This window comes from Mycobacterium sp. E342 (assembly GCF_001667665.1).
Classification (GTDB): domain Bacteria; phylum Actinomycetota; class Actinomycetes; order Mycobacteriales; family Mycobacteriaceae; genus Mycobacterium.
Window position 1 is genome coordinate 108,405 of the sequence record NZ_LZJM01000284.1, and the last position, 21,278, is coordinate 129,682.

Sequence of the window (21,278 nt, forward strand, 5' to 3'; positions counted from 1 at the left end):
CCTAGGTGGCCACCGCGTGCCTCGAGCCGAAAATGCGCTCTTGTGCGGCGGTGTCGCCAAACGACTGCGCTTGGACGATCTTGCCGTTGGCGAACGTGTAGACGTCGGCCTCGTGATAGGTGTGGCCACCGATCTGGATGTTCGTCAGCACCACGACGTCATCGCCGACAGCGAGATAACGCATTGGCTCGACCCTCGCCGATTTCTCCGCCATGCGCATGAGCATTTCGGTGAATTCGGCTTTGCCCCGGTGTGTACCACCTATCGTGCTGTCGCCGTTGACCGTCCACTCGGCGGCGTCGTCGAAGACGCTCAAGGCGGCTTGGAGGTCGCCTGCACCGAACGCGTCATAGCCCTTCTTGGTCGCCTCGATGTTCTGATCCGACATGTGAATTCCCTTCCATCCGTTGTTGATTGCCGGCACGCCGCCGGCCTCGGGACGGCTTCCGTCGCGATCCGCCGGCGCACTTCGACCGAACCGTCGGTCGCCGGGCCGGCGGCGCATCACGCGCATGACACGAAGCAGGATGTGCGGGCGCAGTAGCCGGCCGGGTGAGTCGAGCATTCCGGTGACCCTCGCGAACTGTCCCGCGACGATGGGGTCGGTTTCGGTGGCTCTCATCACCGGCTCCAGCAGGGCGTTGCTGATTCTCATCGAGATCGGGCGCCGGCCAGCCACTTCCGGCAGGGCCAAATCGGAGCCGACCGCGGTCTGCCAGGCAACTCGGACATTGCGCGCGGACGCGCGAAAGAACCGTCGGTTCAGGCCGTGATTCCCGCGGCGCAGAGCATCCCGCAGGACGGTCGCCTCGATCGCGGCCACTGTCATGCCTTGCCCGTAGATGGGATTGAAGCTGCACACCGCGTCCCCGGTGACCAGCAGGCCGTCGGGTGTCCGGCGCATCTTGTCGTAGCGCCGCCACCGGTTCGACGGAACTCGGTGATGCACCACTTCGCTCAACGGCTCGGCCGTCCGAATCGCTTCGAGCACGTGCGGAGGAGCGAAATCGGCCGCGAACCGCAGCATGTCAACGCGCCGGCTCGGCGGCTCCACCCCGGCCAGCGTGCCGACCGCGAACATCCAGGTGTCGTTCTCGTACCCGACCAGCGCGAACATCTTCGGCCGTCCCGGCTGGGGGAACAAAGCAATCATGTGCTCCGTGACGGCGCCCGGCGCGATGCGCAGCAATTGACAGGCGTACGCGAGCTGCACCGTCAGCTCGTCCTCGCGGGGACGGCCGTAGCCGAGATCTTGCAGGAACACCGGCGTTCGGGATCCGCGGCCCGTCGCGTCGACGACGAGATCGGCGGTCAGCGTCCTCTCGCGGTCGCCGGCGCGATCGACCACCGTCGCGCCCGTGACGCGAGTCCCGTCCGGCGTGGCCGTCAGCCCGACCACATCGTGGCCTTCGAGGAACGTCACGTTGCTGATCGCCCGGATCCGTCGGCGCACATGCCATTCGAGGACTGGCCGGCTCGGAAACAAGATCACCGGTGCGTTCGGGGCCCGGCCGCAGCGCACCATCTGATGTCCGCCCACGGAGACCCAGAGCTTCGATAGATCGCCGTCTTCCCAGCTGGCGATGCCCGCTGCCTTGAGTTCGTCCACGAACCCCGGAAACAGCTCGTCGAGCACCCGCGTGCACCGCGCGAGGGCGACGTGGATGATCCTGCCCTGCGGCACGCCCCGCCTGTTGACGGGCTCGACGGGCAAGCGATCGCGTTCGACCACCGTCACCCGGTCGTAGAAGTCGGCGAGCACACGGGCGGCCAGCAGGCCGCCCATGCTCGCACCGAGAACCACCGCATGATCGCCGCGCCCTGCCATGGCGGACCCCTTTCACCCCGGCGGAGAGAGACCGCTCGAAGTGTCCGGCAGAGTGCGCGTCGCGACCTAGAGTAGGCGGCTACTCGATTTTCGGGCGCCTAGGCTCGGCCCGAAGGCGACGACGGCCGCGCCCGTCATGCGCCGGGCTCGACCGCCCTCATGAGGCGAGCAAGCTCGTCGCGGCTCCGGATGTCGAGTTTGGCAAAGATCCGATACAGATGTCCGTCTACCGTGCGGCCCGAGAGCGATAGCCGATCCGCGATCTCGCGGTTGGACAGCCCTGCCGCGACCATCGCCGCGACCTCGCGTTCGCGGTCGGTGATTGGTAACGGCTGGGTGGCTGCGTCAATCGCCGGCGAGTGCAGGCCGAACTTGCCCGCCAGCCAGCGCGCCCGTGCCGACGATTCCAGCCCTTTGGCCCGCTCGCCCGCCCGCGCGTGCTCCCCGGCGGCCTGAGCCGCCGCGTCCGCGGCCAGCGCCATAGCCCCGATGACCGAAAACCGTTCGGCTGCCTCGTCGAGCAGATTGGCGTCGTGGTCGACAAGGGCGCGCGCATGCGCCGCCATCGCGTCGGGAAGCGGAGCACCGAGGATGCGGGCAAGCTCACCCAACCGGGCCGCGTGCGAACGATCGCCGAATCGGACGGCGGTGTGGAGCGCCCGGATCTCGACGGCGCACATCCCGGACTTTTTTGCGATCTCCGCCGCGCGTATCGCATGCCGCCGGGCGGAACTCGTCTGGCCAGCGGAGGCCCGCGACCATGCGCGGGCGAGCTCGAGTTCGGGCAGGAAGACCGCGACTTGCGGTCCATTGGCGTCTTCGGCGATCTTCAGGGCAGCAGCCGCCAGCTCGGAATGCCCTTGTCCGGCTTCCAGTTGTGCCAACAGCGCCGAAACCAGCATCAACCAGCCGGACGGAAACCCGGTCCGCATCGCTCCCAGCGAATCATGCAGTGCCTCGCCGGCGGCACCCAGCGCACCGCGCGCAAACTTCGCCAGCCCGACAACCGCTTTCACGGTTGCCTTGGCCTCGCGCACGCCCGCCGTCAGGGCCGCATAGCGTTGCGGCACCAGGTCGGCCGCACCCAGATCACCGGCGGCCGTGAAGGCCATGACTTCGGCCAGTCCGATCGCGAATCGTTGGGGCCCGGACTCGCCGAACTCGGCGGTCCGGAAGCCTTGATCGGCGATGCGATGAGAGTCCGAGAAACGTCCGGCCAACGCCAACGCCCAGGCGGTGGACATGGCTGCCAATACCGCTTCGCGCGACCGCACCCCCGACTCGCACAAGGGCAGCCCCGTCGAAATCGCCTCGGGCACGTCGCCGCAGAAGAACGCGAAAGATGCCTGCATGGCCAACGCCAAACCGAGCATGGCCTCCGAATCAACGCGGTCATTCACGTTTGCGAGCACCGAGCGCGCCAAGTCGACCCGCCCGCAGTCCCAGAACAGATTCGCCGCGCGCTGACAACCCCATCGCACCATCAGCAGCTCGTCGGTGCCGTCCGGATCAAACGCTCCCAACACCTCTTCGGCCTCGTCGCCGCGTCCCTGCCAACTCAACGCCTCCGCCAGCACGATCGCCGCCGGCAGGCCGCCGCCGCGCTCGAACGCGAAGCGGGCCAACGTCTCTCCGAATGCGACGTTCGACATGGCGACCGCGCTCGCCGCCGCGTCGATGATCTCCTCGAGGTCCGGCTGCAGGTCGCTCCGCATCATGAACTGGGCCCGCTGTATCCGGGTTCGCACATCGATGACCGGCACATCCCCGGAATGCCGTTCGAGTTGTTGAGCCAGCAGAGTGTTGAGTTGACGCGCCCGCGCAACCCCGGCGCGCTGAAGCGCCGCTTCACCAATGACGGGGTGGTTCAGGCGCGCAACGGTCTGCGCCCCGTTGGCGACGAGCTGGATCAGGCCCCGGCGCTCGAGGCGCGAGACGGCGTCGACGTTGCATACCGATTGCAAGACGGACCAGTCCAAGACTTCCGCGGTGGCGATCACCTCGATGACCGCTAGCTCGTCGGGCGCCAACGATCGCAGCCGAAATTCCAACAGGTCGTAGAGCTCGTCGTCGCCACGCAGGGAACCATGCAACTGCCAGCCCGTCCCCGTGTGCGCCAGCACACCGCTCTCTTGGCCGGCGCCCAGCAGGCCGCGGAGCAGCAACAGGTTGCCTGCGGTTCGGCGGTGCAGCTCGTCAACCAGTCGCCTGTCCACTGCGTCGCCCAGGACTTTCCGGGCGAGCTCTCCGACTTGTTCCCGGGTAAACGGCCTGATGGCCAGCGGTAGCACCAGCTGTTCTTTCCACAGCGACGTCACCGTATCGGGCAACGACTCCCCGGTGCGAACCACCACGATCAGCCGGGTTCGGCCGCCGACGGCCAGCTGGTGCACCAGCGTCGTCGACAGCGGATCAAGCAGTTGCGCGTCGTCGACGACGAGGAGCAGATTCTTGACCCTTTCCAGCGTTCGGTGCGCACAGGCCAGCATCACGGCCGGTTCATGCGTCGCATCCACGGTCAGGGACCGATAGAACGCACCAAGCGGTATCGCCCGGCCGGTCTCGGTGCCGAGCACGAACCGCACCGCGTGTCCCCGCGAGCCCAAGCACTCGGCGAGAGTCCGCGCAAGCGTCGATTTCCCGACGCCGCTCTCGCCCAGCAGGGCGACCCCTCGACCCTGGGCACCGGCCTCGAGGGCCGCCCACGCCTGATCAAGCTCGGCGTCGCGGGCGACGACCGGCCAATTCGCCCCCCGCTGAGTTCGCACCACAGCGCCGAACCTCTCGGACCAAATGTTTGAACACACGCTACCGCCAGCGCACCGGGCGACGGGCAAACTTCGAAATCCTCCATTCCTTCCCTGCCGAGCCGACGCCCAGTCACTCGGGCCGTACGGTGGACGGGTGGCCAGGACGCGTGACACCGACGCCTGCCCGGGCGCGCTGCAGGTGCACCGGGCGGCCGACGGCGCCCTGGCGCGGATCCGGCTGCCCGGCGGCATGCTGACGGCCGCTCAGCTGGCGGCGCTCTCGCACGTGGCGAGCACATATGGCTCGGCGACGTTGGAGCTCACCGCGCGCGCCAACGTGCAGGTGCGCGGCATCACCGACGTGCCGGCGGCGGCCGCGGCGATCCTCGATGCCGGGCTGTTGCCGTCCGCGACCCATGAGCGAGTCCGCAACATCGTCGCGTCGCCGCTGTCCGGCCGGGCCGGCGGCAACGCCGATGTCCGGCCGTGGGTCTCCGAGCTGGACGCGGCGATCTGCGCGGAGCCCAGCCTCGCCGGGCTCGGCGGCCGGTTCTGGTTCGGGCTTGACGACGGGCGCGCCGACGTATCGGGCCTGTGCGCCGACGTCGGCGTGCACGCGTTTCCCGACGGCTACGCGCTGCTGTTGGCCGGGCGCGACACCGGTGTCCGGCTGAGCGCCGGCGGGGTGATCGAGACGCTGGTCATCATCGCGACGCGATTTGTGGCCACGCATGGAACCGCTTGGCGCGTCAAGGAATTGGATGATATCGCCAGCCTGCTGCCCGGCGCCGAGCTCGACACCACCCCCTTTGCCGCGGTCACCAGGCCCCCGGTGGGCTGGATCGACCAGGAAGACGGCCGAGTGGCGCTCGGCGCCGCCGTGCCGCTGGGGGTGCTGCCCGCCCGCGTCGCGGAGTACCTCGCGGCGATCGAGGCGCCGGTGGTGATCACCCCGTGGCGGTCGGTGCTGGTGTGCGATCTCGACGAGGCCGTCGCGGACGTCGCGCTGCGGGTGCTGGCACCGTTGGGTCTGGTGTTCGACGAGAACTCGCCCTGGCTCAACGTCAGCGCCTGCACCGGAAGCCCCGGGTGCGCGCACTCGGCCGCCGACGTTCGGACCGACGCCGCCCGGGCGCTGGACGAGGATTCGGGAGTGCATCGTCACTTCGTCGGTTGCGACCGCGCCTGCGGCAGCCCGCTCGCCGGTGAGGTGCTGATCGCCACGGCGGACGGCTACCGGCGGCTGTAACCGGGCGCAGCGGGCGGCAAGCCTGACGAGCCTTAAAGTGGGCGGGTGCTCGACTACATCCGCGACGCGGCGGAGATCTACCGCCAGTCGTTCGCGACCATCCGCGCCGAAGCCGACCTGGCCCGGTTCCCGGACGACGTCGCGCGCGTCGTGGTCCGGTTGATCCACACCTGCGGGCAGGTCGACGTCGCCGAGCACGTGGCATTCACCGACGATGTCGTCGCCCGCGTCGGCGCAGCCCTGCGAGACGGCGCCCCGGTGCTGTGCGACTCGTCGATGGTGGCGGCCGGGATCACCGGTGCGCGGCTGCCGGCCGGCAACGAAGTGGTGTCGCTGGTGGCCGACCCGCGCGCCCCGGAGCTGGCGGCGCGCCGGCGCACCACTCGGTCGGCCGCCGGGGTGGAGCTGTGGGCCGACCGGCTGCCGGGCGCCGTGCTGGCGATCGGCAACGCGCCAACCGCCCTGTTCCGGCTGCTCGAGCTGGTCGACGAAGGAGTTTCCCCGCCGGCCGGTGTGCTGGGCGGCCCGGTGGGATTCGTCGGGTCGGCACAGTCCAAGCAGGAGCTCATCGACCGCCCGCGCGGCATGTCGTATCTGGTGGTGCGGGGCCGTCGCGGCGGCAGCGCCATGGCCGCCGCCGCCGTCAACGCGATCGCGAGCGATCGCGAATGACCGACCAGGCCAACCGGAGAGGCACGCTCTGGGGCGTCGGGCTGGGACCCGGGGACCCGGAGCTGGTCACCGTCAAGGCGGCCCGGGTGATCGGCGAGGCCGATGTGGTGGCCTACCACAGCGCCCGCCACGGCCGCAGCATCGCGCGCGGCATCGCCGAGCCCTACCTGCGGCCCGGCCAGATCGAGGAGCACCTGATCTACCCGGTGACCACCGAGGTGACCGACCATCCCGGCGGCTACGCCGGTGCGCTGGAGGACTTCTACGTCGAAGCCGCCGCCCGCATCGCCGCCCACCTCGACGCCGGCCGCAATGTGGCGCTGCTCGCGGAGGGTGACCCGCTGTTCTACAGCTCGTACATGCATCTGCACACCCGGCTGACCGAGCGGTTCGACGCCGTCATCGTGCCGGGTGTGACGTCGGTGAGCGCCGCCTCCGCGGCCATCGCGACCCCGTTGGTCGCCGGTGACGAGGTGCTGTCGGTGCTGCCCGGTACCCTGCCGGTCGCGGAGCTGACCCGCCGCCTCGCCGACGCCGACGCCGCCGTGGTGCTGAAACTCGGTCGCTCGTATCATGCCGTGCGCGAAGCGCTTTCAGCGTCCGGGCAGCTCGACGACGCGTATTACGTCGAACGTGCCAGTACCGCGGGGCAGCGCATCCTGCCCGCCGCCGAGGTCGACGAGGCGGGCGTGCCGTACTTCTCGCTGGCCATGCTGCCCGGTGGGCGGCGCCGACGGCAGCCCTCCCCGGCCGGCGCGGTCGCGGTGGTGGGTCTGGGACCCGGCGACGCCGACTGGATGACGCCGCAGAGCCGGCGCGAGCTGGCCGCCGCCACCGACCTGATCGGCTACGGCGGCTACCTGGACCGCGTCCCGCTGCGCGACGGCCAGCGGCGTCATCCCAGCGACAACACCGACGAACCCGCGCGCGCCCGACTGGCCTGCGCGTTGGCCGAGCAAGGGCGCTCCGTCGCGGTGGTGTCGTCGGGCGATCCCGGGGTCTTCGCCATGGCGACCGCCGTGTTGGAAGAGGCCAAGGAGTGGCCGGGAGTGCGGGTGCGGGTCATTCCGGCGATGACCGCCGCCCAGGCCGTCGCCAGCCGGGTCGGTGCTCCGCTGGGCCACGACTACGCGGTGATCTCGCTGTCCGACCGGCTCAAGCCGTGGGAGATCATCGCCCGGCGGTTGTCGGCGGCGGCCGCCGCCGACCTCGTACTGGCCATCTACAACCCGGCCTCCAAGACCCGGACGTGGCAGGTCGCCGCGATGCGGGACCTCCTCTTGGAACACCGCGAACCCGGGACGCCGGTGGTGATCGGCCGCAACGTTTCCGGCCCCGACGAGGACGTGCGTGTGGTGCGGCTGGCCGACCTGGATCCCGCCGAGGTGGACATGCGCTGCTTGCTGATCGTCGGTTCCTCGCAAACCCAGTGGTACCCGGGCGATTCCGGCGACCGGGTGTTCACGCCCCGGCGCTACCCCCTCGGCTAGGCGTCGCCGTCCCAGCTGCTGGGCATCATCGGCACGGCGGGGCCGTCACCCAACCCGCCACGGGTCAGCGTGGCCAACCCGGCCGGCTGGCTGACACCGGATCTGGTTGCGGCCCCGGCGAATCCGAGCGGGCCCCCGCCCTGATCCGAGGCACCCACCGTGGCCCAGTCTTCCTCGTCGGCGCCCGCGTCCTGGTCGAGGTCCAGGAATTCGTAGCGGTAGGCGCGGTCGGTGGCGGTACCGGCGCGGCGCCGGCGCGCCCGGGCCTTCTTCCTGGCCGCTGCGGCCGCCGCGGCCGCAGCGGGCGCGTCGACGTCGTCGGGCGCCGGTTCCTCAGACTTCCGCCGGGCCCGGCCGCTGGCGGTGCCGCGCGCCGCCAGCCCCGACAGCGCCGCGGCGTAGAGGGCGTCGGACATGCCCGCGCCGATGCCGTCCGTGGCGGTCGGACTGAAACCGGGGCCCGGTCCGCCGCCGGCCGGCCCGCCCCCGGCGGGGGTGGCCACGGTCGACGCGGGAGCGCTGGACGCCGTCGGGGCATTGCTCACGCTCGCCGGAGCGGTGCCGACGGTGGGGGGCGCCGCGGACGCCATCGGCGCCGGGGCGGACGCGGGCGCCGGCAGCGGCGCGGTGACCGCGAGCGGCGTCGCGACGCTCACCGCGGTGACCGCCACCGCCGCGCCGCCGGCCGCGGCGGCACCCAGGACCGAAACGATCATCGGTGCGAGCACGACGGCCATCTGGATGGCGGCCTGCATGAACGGCCAGAAGATCATCAGCGTGTGGAAGATCGCCCATCCGAGCGCACTGGAGAGGGCCGGCGAGAATCCCAGCTGACCGAAGAACGAGGCGAGGCCGTTGACGAACGGCACCGGCGGGAACGGCCAGCCCCCGGGGTTGAGGTCTTTGGACACCGGCCAGGCGAAATTCTTGGTGTACTGCTGCAGCCAGGCCGTGAGCTGGTCCTGCCAGGACGGATAGCTCTGAGTGGCTTGCTGCTGGGCGGCTTGCGCGGTCGCGACGCTGGCCTCCGCGCCCGGGGTGACGATCGGCGGCGCGGGCGTGGTCGCCGGAACCGCCGCGAGGGCGGATTCCGCCACCACCTGATAGGTGGTCATCGTGGTGGCGGCCTGCACCCACATGCGCGCGTAGTCGGCCTCGTTCACGGCGATCGGAACGGTATTGATGCCGAAGAAGTTGGTCGCGACCAGCGCCGCGTGGGTCGCATGGTTCGCCGCGAGCTCGGGCATCGTCGGCATGGCGGCCAGCGCCGTGGTGTAAGCGCCGGCCGCGGTTTCGTGCAGTGCGGCCGCGGTCGCGCTCTTGGCCGAGCTCTCCTCCAGCCAAGCCAGGTACGGCCCATGTGCCGCGACGTACTGTTCGGCGCTGGGCCCCTCCCATGCACCGCCCTGCACGGCGCCCAACAGCCCACCGAGTTCCGCTGCGGCGTCGGCGTATTGGCCACTCATCGACGACCACGTCGCGGCGGCGGCGAGCAGCGATCCGGGTCCGGGACCGCTGCTGAGCAGGGTCGAGTGCACTTCCGGAGGGAAGGCGATCCAGATCGGGGCGGTCATCGTCGGGGGCCTTCGGGCACGAACACGAATACCTCTTTGGTGGATGTCGGGGGTGGGCTGCTGATGTTCAGTGGTCGGTTTCCCGGGCGGATTAGTTCCCGCCGGCCGTTTCGAACGCTCTTTGCACCCGGACCGGGCATGCGCAACGATGCAGGGATGCGGTGTGACGCGGCGCGTGAGGCGCTTTCGGCTCGACTGGACGGCGAACGTCCCCAGGTGCTCGCGCAGCAGGTCGACGCTCATCTCGAATCGTGCCGGCGGTGCCGCTCCTGGCTCATCGACGCCGCGGCCCAGACCCGCCGGCTGGCCACCGTTGAGCCGGGCGAGGGGCCCGACCTGGTCGCGAAGATCATGGCGAGCATCGGCGAGGAATCCTCCGGGCGCCAGCGCAGGATGCGTTGGCTGCGCAAGCACTACCGGCGGTGGGGCCTGATCGGAGTCGGTCTCTTCCAGGTGGCGATCGCCGCCGCGCAAATCAGCGGCATCGATTTCGGGATGGTGTCGAGCCACATGCACGGCGCCATGTCCGGAGAACATTTGATGCACGAGTCCACCGCCTGGTTGCTGGCGCTGGGCCTGGCTATGGTCGCCGCCGGTGTTTGGCCCGTCACCGCGATTGGGGTGGCGGCGATTACGGGCGTCTATTCGGTCGCGCTACTGGGTTACGTGGTCGTCGACGCCTTCGCCGGCGACGTCACCGCGACGCGCATCGCCAGTCACATGCCCCTGCTGTTGGGGCTCGCGTTCGCGTTACTGGTGGCGCGGGAACGGATCAGGTCGGATCGCGCAGGCGCGCCCGAGGTGGCCGATCATGGGTTCTGGCCCAGCGAGTTCCCCGCCCCCCGACGCCGCGGTCACCTGTGGCCCATCAATCGATCGGCTTCCCACCCCGCCACCGCCGCTACGACAGAGCGTCGTAGACTCGGTGAGCCCGCGACACAAAGGTGGTTCGCCATGATCGCGTCAAACGACGACGAGGTTACCGATCTCGCGTTGGCCGCCGCGCGTGGGAACGACAGGGCGCTCGAGGCTTTCATCAAGGCTACCCAGCAAGACGTGTGGCGGTTCGTTGCATATCTGTCGGACGCGGGCAGCGCCGACGACCTGACCCAGGAGACCTTCCTGCGCGCGATCGGCGCCATCGAACGATTCTCCGGGCGCTCGAGCGCCCGGACCTGGCTGCTGTCCATCGCGCGCCGTGTCGTGGCCGATCACATCCGCCACGTCCAGTCGCGTCCCCGCGCCGCGCTCGGTGCCGACCCGGAGCACGTACTGCGCGGCGACCGTCACGCGCGCGGATTCGAAGACCTGGTCGAGGTCACCACGATGATCGCGAACCTCACCGCCGAGCAACGAGAAGCCTTGTTGCTCACCCAATTGCTCGGGCTGCCTTACGCCGACGCGGCGGCGGTGTGCGGCTGCCCGGTGGGCACGATCCGATCCCGCGTCGCCCGCGCCCGCGACGCGCTGCTCGCCGCCGACGCCGAGCGCGACGACCTGACCGCCTAATCCAGTCCCACCAGCCATTCGGCGGCTTGTTCGACGCTGCCCACGGCGCTCACCCCGGCCGGAAGCGGCGGGCGCGCCACCATCACCACCGGGATGCCCAGGGCCGCAGCGGCGTCCAATTTCGCCCGAGTCATGTTTCCCCCGCTGTTCTTGGTGACCAACGCGTCGATCCGGTGCTCCCGCAACAGCGCGACCTCGCCGTCGTAGTGGTACGGACCGCGAGAGAGCACCAGCTGGTGATGGCGGGGCAAAGACGCGGGGTCGGGTTCAGTGACCGCGCGGATCAGAAACCACGCGTCGCTGTCGGCGAAGGCCCTCGTCCCCGAGCGTCCGGTGGTGAGAAATACCCGCGAGAAGCGTTCCTTTGCAACGGTTTCGGCGGCCCTGGTGTCGGATTCCACGATGATCGCATCGCCGGGCTCCCACGCCGGGCGGGCCAGGACCAGATGCGGAATCTGCAACTCGCCGCACGCTTGCGCGGCGTGCGCGGTCATGGTCGCGGCGAACGGATGGGTCGCGTCAATGACGGCGTCGACGCCTTGCTCGAGCAGCCAGCGCCGGAGGCCCTCGACGCCGCCGAAGCCGCCGATGCGTACCGTGCCCACCGGCAGGGCGGGGTCCGGCACCCGGCCGGCCAGGGAGCTGACGATGTCGATGCGCGGGTGCAGGTTTTTGGCCAGCGCGCGACCTTCGGCCGTGCCGCCGAGCAGCAGCACTCGCATCAGTGCCCGCTCCCCCGTGTCCGCCCGGCCGAATACAGGTAGCTGTCGGTGAATCCCTCGGCGGCCAGCACTTCACCGACGATGATCACCGCCGTCTTGGTGATACCCGCCTGTTGCGTCTGCCCGGCGATGTCGGCGAGCGTGCCGCGCAGCACTGCCTCTTCCGGCCAACTCGCGAAAGCCACGACGGCGGCTGGTGTTTCGGGACGATACCCGCCGTCGAGGAGTTGCGGCACGATGACATCGATCTGCGCCGCGGCCAGGTGCAGGACCAGCGTAGCGCCGGATCGGGCGAGGGTGGCCAGGTCTTCCCCGGGCGGCATGGCCGTCGACAGGGTGGCGACCCGGGTCAGCGTCACCGTCTGCGCGACCCCGGGGACCGTGAGCTCGCGCTTGAGCGCGGCCGCCGCCGCGGCGAAAGACGGCACCCCGGGCACGATTTCGTAGTCGATGCCCAGCGTGTCGAGCCGCCGGCATTGTTCGGCCAGCGCGCTATAGAGCGACGGGTCACCGGAATGCAGGCGCGCGACGTCGTGGCCGGCGGCGTCGGCGTCCGCGAGTTCGGTGATGATCTGCTCGAGCGTCAGCGGGCCGGTGTCAATGACTTTCGCCCCGGGCGGGCACAGCGCCAAAAGATCGTCGGGCATGATCGATCCCGCGTATAGGCACACCGGGCACCTTTCGAGGAGCCGCTGGCCGCGGACGGTGATCAGGTCGGCGGCGCCCGGGCCCGCGCCGATGAAATACACCGTCACTTGGTCACCGACCACTGGGTGACCGGCATCTGTGGGCGCCATCCGGTGAAGCCGCCGAGCGGCTCGCCGTGGTAGTGCTGGAAGCGTCTCAGCTGGCCCCCGAAACGCGAATGCGACTGTGCCAGCAGTGCTTCGGATTCCGCGGTGACCGCGTTGGCGACGAGGCGGCCGCCGTCCGGCAGGCTGGCGAGGCAGGCGTCGAGCAGGCCGGGTTGGGTGAGGCCGCCGCCGATGAAGATCGCCGACGGTGGCTCGAGCCCGCCGAAGGCGCCCGGAGCGTCGCCGTGAACGTCGATGGCGGCGCCGCAGGCCGCGGCGTTGAAGGCGATGTTGTGGCGGCGGCGTTCGTCGCGCTCGAATGCGGCCGCGCTGCAACCGATGCCGCTCAGACACCACTGGACGCTGATGCTGCCCGAGCCCGCGCCCACATCCCACAGCCGCTCGCCCGGGCGCGGCGCCAGCGCCGCCAGCGTCACCGCGCGGATGCCATGCTTGGTGATCTGCCCGTCATGGCGGAACGCGTCGTCGGGCAGCGGCGACAGCCGTTCGTCGGGCAGGTAGCGGATCGCGACGACGTTGAGGTCGTCGACGTCGTGGGGCGCGTCCGCGGCCCATTGGCGCACGGTGGCGTCGCGACGCCGTTCGGTTGGGCCACCGAGGTTTTCGAGGACGCTCATTTCGGAATCACCGCGGCCGTGGGCTTCGAGCAATGCGGCGAGCTCTCGGGGCGTGGCCGCGCTTTTCGACAGCACGATCGCTTGGCCGCCGCGGCGCACTGCGGTGTGCAGCGGCGCGGTAACGAGGCTGATGACCTCCGTGTCGTGGGCGTTCCAGCCCATCCGGGCACACGCCAGCGTCGCCGAGGACACGTGCGGCAGGACCCGGACGTGTTCGGGGCCGTAGAGCCGGATCAGCGTGCCCCCGATGCCGTGCATGAGCGGGTCGCCGCTGGCCACCACATGGATGTCGTCGGCGTGGCGGTCTCGCAGGGTTTGCAGGGCGGGCAGCATCGGCGAGGGCCATTGCCGGCGCGGCGCGGTCACAGTGTCGTCGAGCAGGTCGAGTTGCCGTTTTGACCCGTAGATTACTGTTGCGCTTCGCAATTCACCGCGAGAGGTTTCCGCGAGTCCCGCCATGCCGTCGGCCCCAATGCCGACCACGATGATCATGAGCGCCGTTCCTCCCCATCGCTTCGCTCTGCATCGTCACCGGCGCGGATCATCGCGGCATCCTGCGCCACAGCGACTGCGGCAGCAGCCGCATCACGGCGGCCGCTGGCCCCAACGCCCACGGGATCCACACGGTGCGTCGACCCTTGGCCAGCGCACGCGCGGTGGCCGCGGCCACCTGGGCGGGCGTGCTGGACAGCGGCGCGGGATCCATACCTTGCGTCATGCGTCCGATCACGAAACCCGGTCGGGCGATCAGCAGTTTCACGCCGGTGCCGTGCAGGGCGTCGGCCAGCCCGCTCGCGAAGCCGTCCAGGCCGGCCTTGGCCGAGCCGTAGACGTAGTTGGCGCGACGCACACGCGCGCCGGCGATCGAGGAGAACACCACCAGCTGGCCGCTGTCGGCTGTGCGCATCGCGGCCGCCAAATGGGTGAGGATGCTGACCTGCGCGACGTAGTCGGTGTGCACGATGGCGACCGCGTGCGCGGCGTCGGTCTCAGCGCGGGCTTGGTCGCCGAGGATTCCGAAGGCCAGCACCGCCGTGGCGATGGGTCCGTGGCCGGCGACGACCGAGTCGACCAGCGGACCGTGCGAGCCCAGGTCGTCGGCATCGAACTCGACTGTGTGCACCGTGTTGGCCCCGGCGGCTTTGAGCGCGGCGACCTGCTCGTCGAGTTGGCCGGCCTTGCGTGCGGCCAGCACCACCGTCGCCCCGGGCGCGAGGAGCCGCGCCAGCTCGATGCCGATCTCGCTGCGGCCGCCCAGGATCAGTACTGGACCTGCGCCCGTGTCGTCCACGGCTGCGATTATGACCTGCGCTAGCGTGAGCGGTGATGGCGAATACCACTACCCGGCTCACCGACGATGCGCTGGCGTTCCTGTCCGAACGGCATCTGGCCATGCTGACCACGCTGCGAGCCGACAATTCGCCGCATGTCGTGGCGGTGGGTTTCACCTTCGACCCCAAGACGCACATCGCGCGGGTCATCACCACCGGCGGATCGCAGAAGGCGGTGAACGCCGACCGCGGCGGGGTGGCGGTGCTCAGTCAGGTCGACGGCGCGCGGTGGTTGTCACTGGAGGGCCGGTCGAAGGTGAACAGCGATGTCGACGCGGTCCGCGACGCCGAACTGCGATACGCCCAGCGCTACCGGACTCCGCGGCCGAATCCGCGGCGGGTGGTCATCGAGGTGCGCGTGGAGCGGGTGCTGGGTTCGTCAGGGTTGCTGGACCGGGGCGAGGTGTAGGGCACGCCCGCCGACATGTCGGACCGCCGCTAACTGCCTTTCCTCCGAGGGTCGTACTCCGTCCCTGAGATGTCATCCCAGAACTTTGGCGAGACATCTGTCGCCCTGTCTTCCGGAGCAACAGCGTTTACTTTCTGCTCAAATTCATCGAACGCTCTGCGCGCGTCCGCCAGCTGCGCTTCCGTCGGAGGAGTCACGCCAGCCTCTTCTGGCGTAGAGAAAATCTTCCCGGCGATTTTTCTGCTCATTACACCGCATCCGCCCTTCTACTGCGCCTTTTGGCGCACCGTTCAGCTGTGCACTGCGTCTTTAGACAGGTGTTCCTCGGTTACTGCCTGGCGCCTGGAGAAGGAGATGGTCGCGCTCCCTCCTACGGCATGCGTCTACGAACTCGATCGCAGCTGCCCGGTCGTCAAGAAAGTGGCGGTACTGACCAGGCGTAAGTTCGTAGTGCTCTTCATAGTCGACAATGCCGTTGCTAACTGGTATTGACGCGTAGTAACGGCTGGCGATCGATTCAACACCTATAGAGTATTTATCTTCTCGTGAGAAATATGTGTCGTCGAATTTCATCGCTTCCTGCTAATTAAAGATCTCCGCTTGATGCCTAATGAGCAAACAGCCGCCCGCCATCGGGATCGAGGAATGATTTTTCAATGGTTTGTACAGGTACATCGACATAATGCGATAACTCAACGAGCCTATCATCTGCAGAAATCGCTATCATTGAACCTTCAGGACCTATGAGCGTGTCCCGCTCGCGATCATGGAAAGCAGTCTTGCCAAGGTTATACTTTTGGGCTAATTCATCCGGCATGGAAGGTTTCCGCACGCGGGGCAAACCGCGATTCTTGCGTACTGCATTACCAAAATAACCGTAAAGGTACTTTTCAATAAGCTCGCGACTCACCGCGCCCAGATGGAAACTTTCTCTGCCCATGCGGTCAGAAGACGTAATTATAAAAAAGCCGTCGACGGCGCTAATGAAATATCGCCGTTCTCCACCTTTGTTCCAGATCTGGGTTCGTCCATCATCCGTTTTGGACCCTTGGATCAGTTCCATCCCGGCGAGCCGAATCCACTCTTGCACGCCGGACGAGAGGTCCACATCACCCACCACGGGTCAACACCTTTCCAATCAATTCCTCGACGGTGCGCGACTCACCCTGGGCATCGAAGATCCGCACCTGCAGCGATCCACCAGGCTGACCGAGCCCGGGAGCCACCTCCGATACTTCGATTGTCCACTTTTCGGGCAGTTGACTCAGTGTGTATGCGTTGTACGGGTCTCGTAGAGAACTTACGTGAAGGCCACGCTCTTCCCAAGTCGCCGCGTGCCCGTCCTCCATAACCGCCAGATACGCGCCTTCGTCATCGCCAATGCGATCAACAAGGTCCCCATAATCTCGAACGAACACACTCAGGTTTGAATAAGCGACTCGCGTGCCTGGCACCGCCCCAGCGTTCTTGGGAAAATTGTACCAATGTTGGCCCCCTGGACCGAGTTTATTAAAACGCTCCTCGTATTCTTGCTGAGAATATGCGTGACCTTGCGCATCGCGTCCGAATGGGGCTTCGGGATCCTTTATCAGCTTTCTGACGGCCGAGTGTATGTGGCTCATATCTGAAGGATCGTACGGATAATTCCAATGTTCAGGTAATGGTTCTCCATAATGTGGGTCAAGTGGCTCATCCGGTAATCGATGCCATCCATCACCAGCGGGCTCATGTGAATGCACGGGGTCCTGGCGTTCACCACCCGGAGAATCGGCACCGCCACCGCCGTCGGGCGGTCGGTCATCTCCGCGGTCACCGGATGAATCTCCGTCGCCATGGTCTCCACGGTGGCCGCCGCCTGGCGGTTGTCCGTCTGGCTTACCGCCATCCGCATCGCTGCCGCGGGGGCCGCCCGGTTGTCCGCCATGCGGCGGCTGACCGTCTGGCGGACCAGCGTCACCCGGACTGTGCCAGTCGCGGCCAGGTGCGGCCATTTCCGACGGGCGAATGTCAGGAGGGGTGAAATGCGGTGCAGTAGCCGCGGACGCAACAGGCGCCGGCGCGCTGGCACCGCCCGGCGCGGCCTCAACCGACGATCCGCTCGGCATTACCGGCGCTCGCGCCGGCGAATGCTCGCCTAGTTGCGCCATGCCCGCCGGCACACGATCGACCGCTGCGGCGGGTACGGCTGCCGAAGCCGACCCGGGTGCCGTGGCCGGTAGCGGCTCCCGCGGCTCACCAAAGGGGGTTGGCACCGATTCATTTGGGCGACCCGACGGCACGGACACTGGGTCGCGAGGGCTCTCGACGGGCGCGGACCTAGGCTCATGCGGACCGCCACCAACCGCAGCGCCCGAACCATCCGAGGGCTTTGGCCCAGACGGAGAGCTCGGGCCTTGCACACCTGGTGCGCCATCATCCGGCCGGGGCGCCGACTCAACCGGTGGTTCAAACGGCTTACCGGGCGCCATTGCCACAGGAGTACCGCCAGCGGGCGGTTTGATTTCCGGCAGATCACGGGTGGCCCCTTCGAGGTTCTTGGTCACGTCACCGCCGGCTTTGGTGATATCGGTCAGCACGCCGCGCGCTCCCGCTGCGCCTTCCCCACCAGCACGCCCCGCAGCGCCACCCGCAGCCTCCGCCTCTTCCTCTGCGCCAAGTGCGGCGGCTCCCGCACCGTCGGCCGCCGCACCCGCCTCACCGAGGCCCGGTGCGAACAGGGTGGCGCCGTCGAATGCGACTTCGCCGGCGCCCAATCCCGGCCGAGCCGTACTCCAATCCTCGGCATGCACAAGGCCTTTCAGCTCCTGCAGCCTCGCTTCCGAAAATTCGCTGGGATTGACCGCAGCATTGAAAAGACTTTCTTTCCAGGCGTTTTTCACCATGCCCGTCCAGGTGGCGGCCGCACCCTGCGGATCGGCGACGATCCACTGCGGGCTCAGGTCGACGAGGCCCAGTCCGATGCCGACCGCACCTTTGAGGACACCCTCATGGGCGTTGATCCAGGTGTCGGCTAGGGTCGCGACGGGGTTACCGACGTCCTCTCCCAGGAAGGTGACGAGCCCGCGGCGCGCGTACTTTTCGCATGTGACGACCGCGCGATCGGCCTCGTGCATGAGGAACCTGATCGCCTCCTCGCAGGCCCTGGCTTCCTGCCCAAGATGCTGCAGCACCGCGTTGATGTCCTTGACGATCTGTTTGATCTCGTCCCACGCGTCACCGTCGATGATGAGCATGACGTCGTGACCGAGGTCGCCCAGGGACTCGATCCGACGCAACAGATCCCGGATCGCGGTTTGGGCGTGGTCGACCCTGTTCGCGAACGTGTCGATGGTGCCGGCCAATGAGCCGCACAGCTCGCCGATACGCTCTGTCGACGAGCCGATTTCGGTCAAAGCGTTGTCGATGTTCTCGCCTTCAGGAATGTGTTGGCTGTCGAACAGCGTCTTCGATGCGTTGAGGGTTCCCTTCACACCTTTGGCCGCCGCACCGAAGGCACGCCAACGAGAGGCAGCCGCACGCAGACCCGCCACATCGCCATCGGGCCACGCTTCGAGGACGAACGCTTGCACGAACGACCACAGCGGTGGGGGCGGCTGGCCGGGCCCCCACGTCCCAGGCGGACCCGGCGCGGCAAGCTCGGCCGGCGGGGACGGTGGCTTCAAAGCTGCTCGCCCGCCGCCCAGCGTCGAAGCCGCGTCGACGTTGGAGTAGTTCGACGCGCCTTGCTGGATGACGGCTCCGCTTCTCCGGCAAGCGTTGACGGCGGCAGCGGCCGCCTTCAGCACCGACTCGGCCTTCTCCTGGTACGCCAAGCCGAACACCTCGCCGGCTCGGTCGACACCGGTGTGGGCCGAAAAGCCGGCCGTCAATATCGACAGGTTCGCCGCCAGAGCGTCCCCCGCGGCTGCCACGGCGCTGCCCGCGGCGTACATCGCCTCGGGGTCGACCGACAAGGGAGCCACGCGCGAAATTCTCGTCGAGACCGCGCGCCGAAGCTATTCACCCAATGATGGCTTTGGCCAAGTTAGCGGCCGCCACCAGCTGCCACAACTCATTCATCAACAGCCCGGGCGGCCAGCGTGATGCGGTGCCGTCCCACCGGCACCGCCAACATCGGCTCGGCCGGGTGACCGTCGAGCTGGACGCCGACCCCGGCCGGCAGCCCACTCAGCGTGATCCGCGCGGCGGTGTCCGTGGCCAGCGTGATGGTCGACGCCGGCAGCGCCGCCAATCCGGCCCGCTGGACATCCACCGTGATCGCGGCGACGCCGGCCAGCCGCAGCGTCAGATACGGCAGCGGACCCACGGGCGGACCCACCCGCCAGTCCAGTTCGCTGTAGACGCCGGGGGTCGGGCCGAAGTTCAGGAGGAACCCGCGTTGATGCCGAACGGTGTGCGTCGGATCCGGGCGCGCGTACGACCGCGCGTCGACTTCGGCGATGGCCCCCCGCCGCGCCGTCACCGCGGGATCCGCGGTCAGGCCGGACAGCCACCACACCCGATGCGGCCCGATACCCAAGTCGTCGCGCACCAGTTGCGGGTGCCACGCGAACGTGATGTGTCCCGGATCCGCTTGGCGCAAAGCGGTTTCCATGTGGGCGATCGGGTCTTCGAACTTATCCTGCAGCACCCAGGCGATGTGATCCTCGAACGGATACACCGTGAAGCGGTGCCGGTAGCCCAGCCGGTCGAGTTCGAGCACCTGCTCGGCGGCCGACGGGAACGGCACCAGCTCGTCGACCAGCCCGTGCGCGATCACGTAGGGCAGCCAGCGAGCGTTCACCAGCAGCTTCCACGTATCGCCCTCGCGGGCACAGGACGAGTCCGGGTCGAGGTCGGCCGGGATGTCGACGTCGGGAAGCAGCCGCACCCCGCACGTCGGCGGGCCGGCCAGCACGACGGCCTGCGAAAACACTTGCGGATAGGTCAATCCCAGCTTGTAGGCCGCATACCCGCCCATCGAGTAACCGGAGATCACGGTGCGGTTGGGGTCGGTGCCCAGTTGCTCGGCGACGCGCGCCCACACTTCCCAGACGTCCAACTCCCCGGTATCGAAGTACCACGTCGACGGCCCGCGGGCCAGCGGCGTGATCACCACCGAGTCACGCCCCTCGCACACCTGATGCAGCAGGCGCGGGTCGATCGCGGCGAACTGGCTCTGCCCCAACGCAAGCGAATGCAGCAGCAGGGTCAACGGCAGCGCCCGGCCTGGCTTGAAACTCGACGGCAGACAGACCGAATACGGCTGCACCCGGCCGAGGAACTGCGGCTTGGTGCTCAAGATGTCGTCGGCGGTTACACCCTGGCCCAGCTCGATCGAGGACACATACCAGCGCGTCGACGGGCCGGTGATCACCGGCTCGGGAGCGGTCTCGCCGGCCGCCAGCCGCGCCCACTCCACCGTCGCGGCGAACCTCGACACGTCGCCACCGGTCAATGCCTCGGCCTGCGCCGCGTCCGACCAGAAGTTCAGGTGTGGCGGCTCTTGCTCGTTGGTGCGGAATGCGACGTTGTACACGTTGGGTTGGCCGGGCAGTGCGCCGCGCTCGGCGGGTACGTCGGCGAACCCGTCGCCCGCCGCATTGGCCAGCCCCGCGGCGAGCCGCACCGTCCAGGTGCCGCTCGGCTCCAGCAGGGTCCGCGGCACCCGCGCCAGAAACGTTCGCGATCCCATGTCGACGCTGTGCTGCACCGGCGTCGTCGACTGGTTGGTCAGGTCGATCAGAGCGGCACCACTGCCCGAAATCCGCAGGGCCATGTCGATTCCGGCCGAGCGCACCCCGGCCCCGGCGGGCCACTGGTCCGGCGCGGTTCGGGTGGGGTCGGTGTCGAGAGCGAACAGCGCGATGGGGACCGACGCATCGAGCAGGGTGTTCCAGTCGACCCGCCACCACGTGTGGGTTGCGGTGAGCCCGATCGCGACACGGAAGATGTCGGCGCCGTTGCGGGCCGCGGGACCCTCGGGATAGATGTAGGTGCCGCGCGGCGGTGCCTGCACTTTCAGGTCGCCGATCGGCAGGCCCGTCGCGCCGTGGTCGTCGTACAGGAAGTCGGTCCAAAACAGGGCCCCGCCGGCGACACGGCCCGCGCCGCAGGTGCGTGGAAACTCCTCGCCGAACGGCCAGCCCGACGGCACCGGGAGCTGCGGCTCTGGGCGCAGCGCCGCCGGGGGAACCCCCTCCGGCATTCCGTCGACGACGACGAGCTCGGCCGGCGGCGCGGGTGCCGTCGCGGCGGGATGCACCAGCGTGTCGGCGATGTGGCGTGCGATGCGGATCGGAAGGAGAGTCAAATCCAGAAGTGACATCAACG

At 68.6% G+C, this 21,278-nt stretch carries 16 protein-coding genes and 1 pseudogene; 6 read left to right on the forward strand and 11 right to left on the reverse strand.

Annotation, left to right across the window (positions count from 1 at the left end):
* Position 1: 1 nt before the first annotated feature.
* Both A5692_RS22720 and A5692_RS22725 read right to left on the reverse strand, forming a co-directional pair.
* Positions 2-1,828 carry a nuclear transport factor 2 family protein gene (locus tag A5692_RS22720; RefSeq protein WP_068060171.1) on the reverse strand — a complete coding sequence of 609 codons (1,827 nt, stop codon included), beginning with the start codon at positions 1,826-1,828 and terminating at the stop codon, positions 2-4.
* 134 nt (positions 1,829-1,962) lie between these two features.
* Positions 1,963-4,596: a LuxR family transcriptional regulator gene (locus A5692_RS22725; protein WP_068060363.1), complete on the reverse strand. Its 2,634-nt coding sequence runs from the start codon at positions 4,594-4,596 to the stop codon at positions 1,963-1,965.
* A 136-nt stretch (positions 4,597-4,732) separates the two neighbouring features.
* Between A5692_RS22725 and cobG the strand changes: the two genes are divergently transcribed.
* Genes cobG through A5692_RS22740 form a run of 3 tightly spaced genes read left to right on the forward strand, consistent with a single transcriptional unit; the run spans position 4,733 to position 7,989 of the window.
* Positions 4,733-5,827 carry a precorrin-3B synthase gene (cobG, locus tag A5692_RS22730; RefSeq protein WP_068060174.1) on the forward strand — a complete coding sequence of 365 codons (1,095 nt, stop codon included), beginning with the start codon at positions 4,733-4,735 and terminating at the stop codon, positions 5,825-5,827.
* A gap of 45 nt (positions 5,828-5,872) precedes the next feature.
* Entirely contained in the window at positions 5,873-6,499 is a 627-nt protein-coding gene (locus A5692_RS22735) for a precorrin-8X methylmutase (RefSeq protein WP_068060177.1), read from the forward strand.
* Entirely contained in the window at positions 6,496-7,989 is a 1,494-nt protein-coding gene (locus tag A5692_RS22740; RefSeq protein WP_068060180.1) for a precorrin-2 C(20)-methyltransferase, read from the forward strand. The genes A5692_RS22735 and A5692_RS22740 overlap by 4 nt, the downstream gene beginning before the upstream one ends.
* Here A5692_RS22740 and A5692_RS22745 read toward each other — a convergent pair.
* Positions 7,986-9,563: a PPE family protein gene (locus tag A5692_RS22745; protein ID WP_068060183.1), complete on the reverse strand. Its 1,578-nt coding sequence runs from the start codon at positions 9,561-9,563 to the stop codon at positions 7,986-7,988. The genes A5692_RS22740 and A5692_RS22745 overlap by 4 nt on opposite strands.
* Positions 9,564-9,719: 156 nt before the next feature.
* Between A5692_RS22745 and A5692_RS30030 the strand changes: the two are divergent.
* Positions 9,720-10,361: pseudogene (locus A5692_RS30030) on the forward strand (DUF2275 domain-containing protein); the annotation flags it as partial.
* A 156-nt stretch (positions 10,362-10,517) separates the two neighbouring features.
* Positions 10,518-11,072 (forward strand): RNA polymerase sigma factor SigC, encoded by a 555-nt coding sequence (sigC, locus tag A5692_RS30035; protein WP_231984426.1) that lies wholly within the window; start codon positions 10,518-10,520, stop codon positions 11,070-11,072.
* Here the strand turns inward: sigC and A5692_RS22755 are convergent.
* Genes A5692_RS22755 through A5692_RS22770 form a run of 4 tightly spaced genes read right to left on the reverse strand, consistent with a single transcriptional unit; the run spans position 11,069 to position 14,517 of the window.
* Positions 11,069-11,797 (reverse strand): cobalt-precorrin-6A reductase, encoded by a 729-nt coding sequence (locus A5692_RS22755; protein WP_197514544.1) that lies wholly within the window; start codon positions 11,795-11,797, stop codon positions 11,069-11,071. The genes sigC and A5692_RS22755 overlap by 4 nt on opposite strands.
* Complete coding sequence (gene cobM, locus A5692_RS22760) at positions 11,794-12,549, reverse strand: precorrin-4 C(11)-methyltransferase (protein ID WP_068060368.1); 756 nt, start codon at positions 12,547-12,549, stop codon at positions 11,794-11,796. Before cobM ends, A5692_RS22755 begins: the two co-directional genes overlap by 4 nt.
* Positions 12,546-13,718, reverse strand: coding sequence for a bifunctional cobalt-precorrin-7 (C(5))-methyltransferase/cobalt-precorrin-6B (C(15))-methyltransferase (locus A5692_RS22765; protein ID WP_068060188.1), 1,173 nt, complete (start codon positions 13,716-13,718; stop codon positions 12,546-12,548). The genes cobM and A5692_RS22765 overlap by 4 nt, the downstream gene beginning before the upstream one ends.
* Before the next feature lie 49 nt (positions 13,719-13,767).
* Positions 13,768-14,517: an SDR family NAD(P)-dependent oxidoreductase gene (locus A5692_RS22770; RefSeq protein WP_068060191.1), complete on the reverse strand. Its 750-nt coding sequence runs from the start codon at positions 14,515-14,517 to the stop codon at positions 13,768-13,770.
* A gap of 35 nt (positions 14,518-14,552) precedes the next feature.
* Here A5692_RS22770 and A5692_RS22775 point away from each other — a divergent pair, with 35 nt between their 5' ends.
* Positions 14,553-14,966 carry a F420-dependent biliverdin reductase gene (locus A5692_RS22775; RefSeq protein WP_068060196.1) on the forward strand — a complete coding sequence of 138 codons (414 nt, stop codon included), beginning with the start codon at positions 14,553-14,555 and terminating at the stop codon, positions 14,964-14,966.
* Positions 14,967-15,275: 309 nt separating this feature from the next.
* On the opposite strand, the gene A5692_RS30040 is transcribed toward A5692_RS22775, so the two are convergent.
* The 4 genes from A5692_RS30040 to A5692_RS22800 all read right to left on the reverse strand — a co-directional run bounded on the left by A5692_RS30040 (position 15,276) and on the right by A5692_RS22800 (position 21,273).
* Positions 15,276-15,539, reverse strand: a complete 264-nt coding sequence (locus tag A5692_RS30040) for a hypothetical protein (RefSeq protein WP_082963014.1) — start codon at positions 15,537-15,539, stop codon at positions 15,276-15,278.
* A 34-nt stretch (positions 15,540-15,573) separates the two neighbouring features.
* Entirely contained in the window at positions 15,574-16,083 is a 510-nt protein-coding gene (locus A5692_RS28615; RefSeq protein ID WP_231984422.1) for a TNT antitoxin family protein, read from the reverse strand.
* Positions 16,076-18,928, reverse strand: a complete 2,853-nt coding sequence (locus A5692_RS28620) for a glycohydrolase toxin TNT-related protein (protein ID WP_082963018.1) — start codon at positions 18,926-18,928, stop codon at positions 16,076-16,078. Before A5692_RS28620 ends, A5692_RS28615 begins: the two co-directional genes overlap by 8 nt.
* 89 nt (positions 18,929-19,017) lie before the next feature.
* Entirely contained in the window at positions 19,018-21,273 is a 2,256-nt protein-coding gene (locus A5692_RS22800; protein ID WP_068060208.1) for an alpha/beta hydrolase-fold protein, read from the reverse strand.
* Positions 21,274-21,278 lie beyond the last annotated feature (5 nt).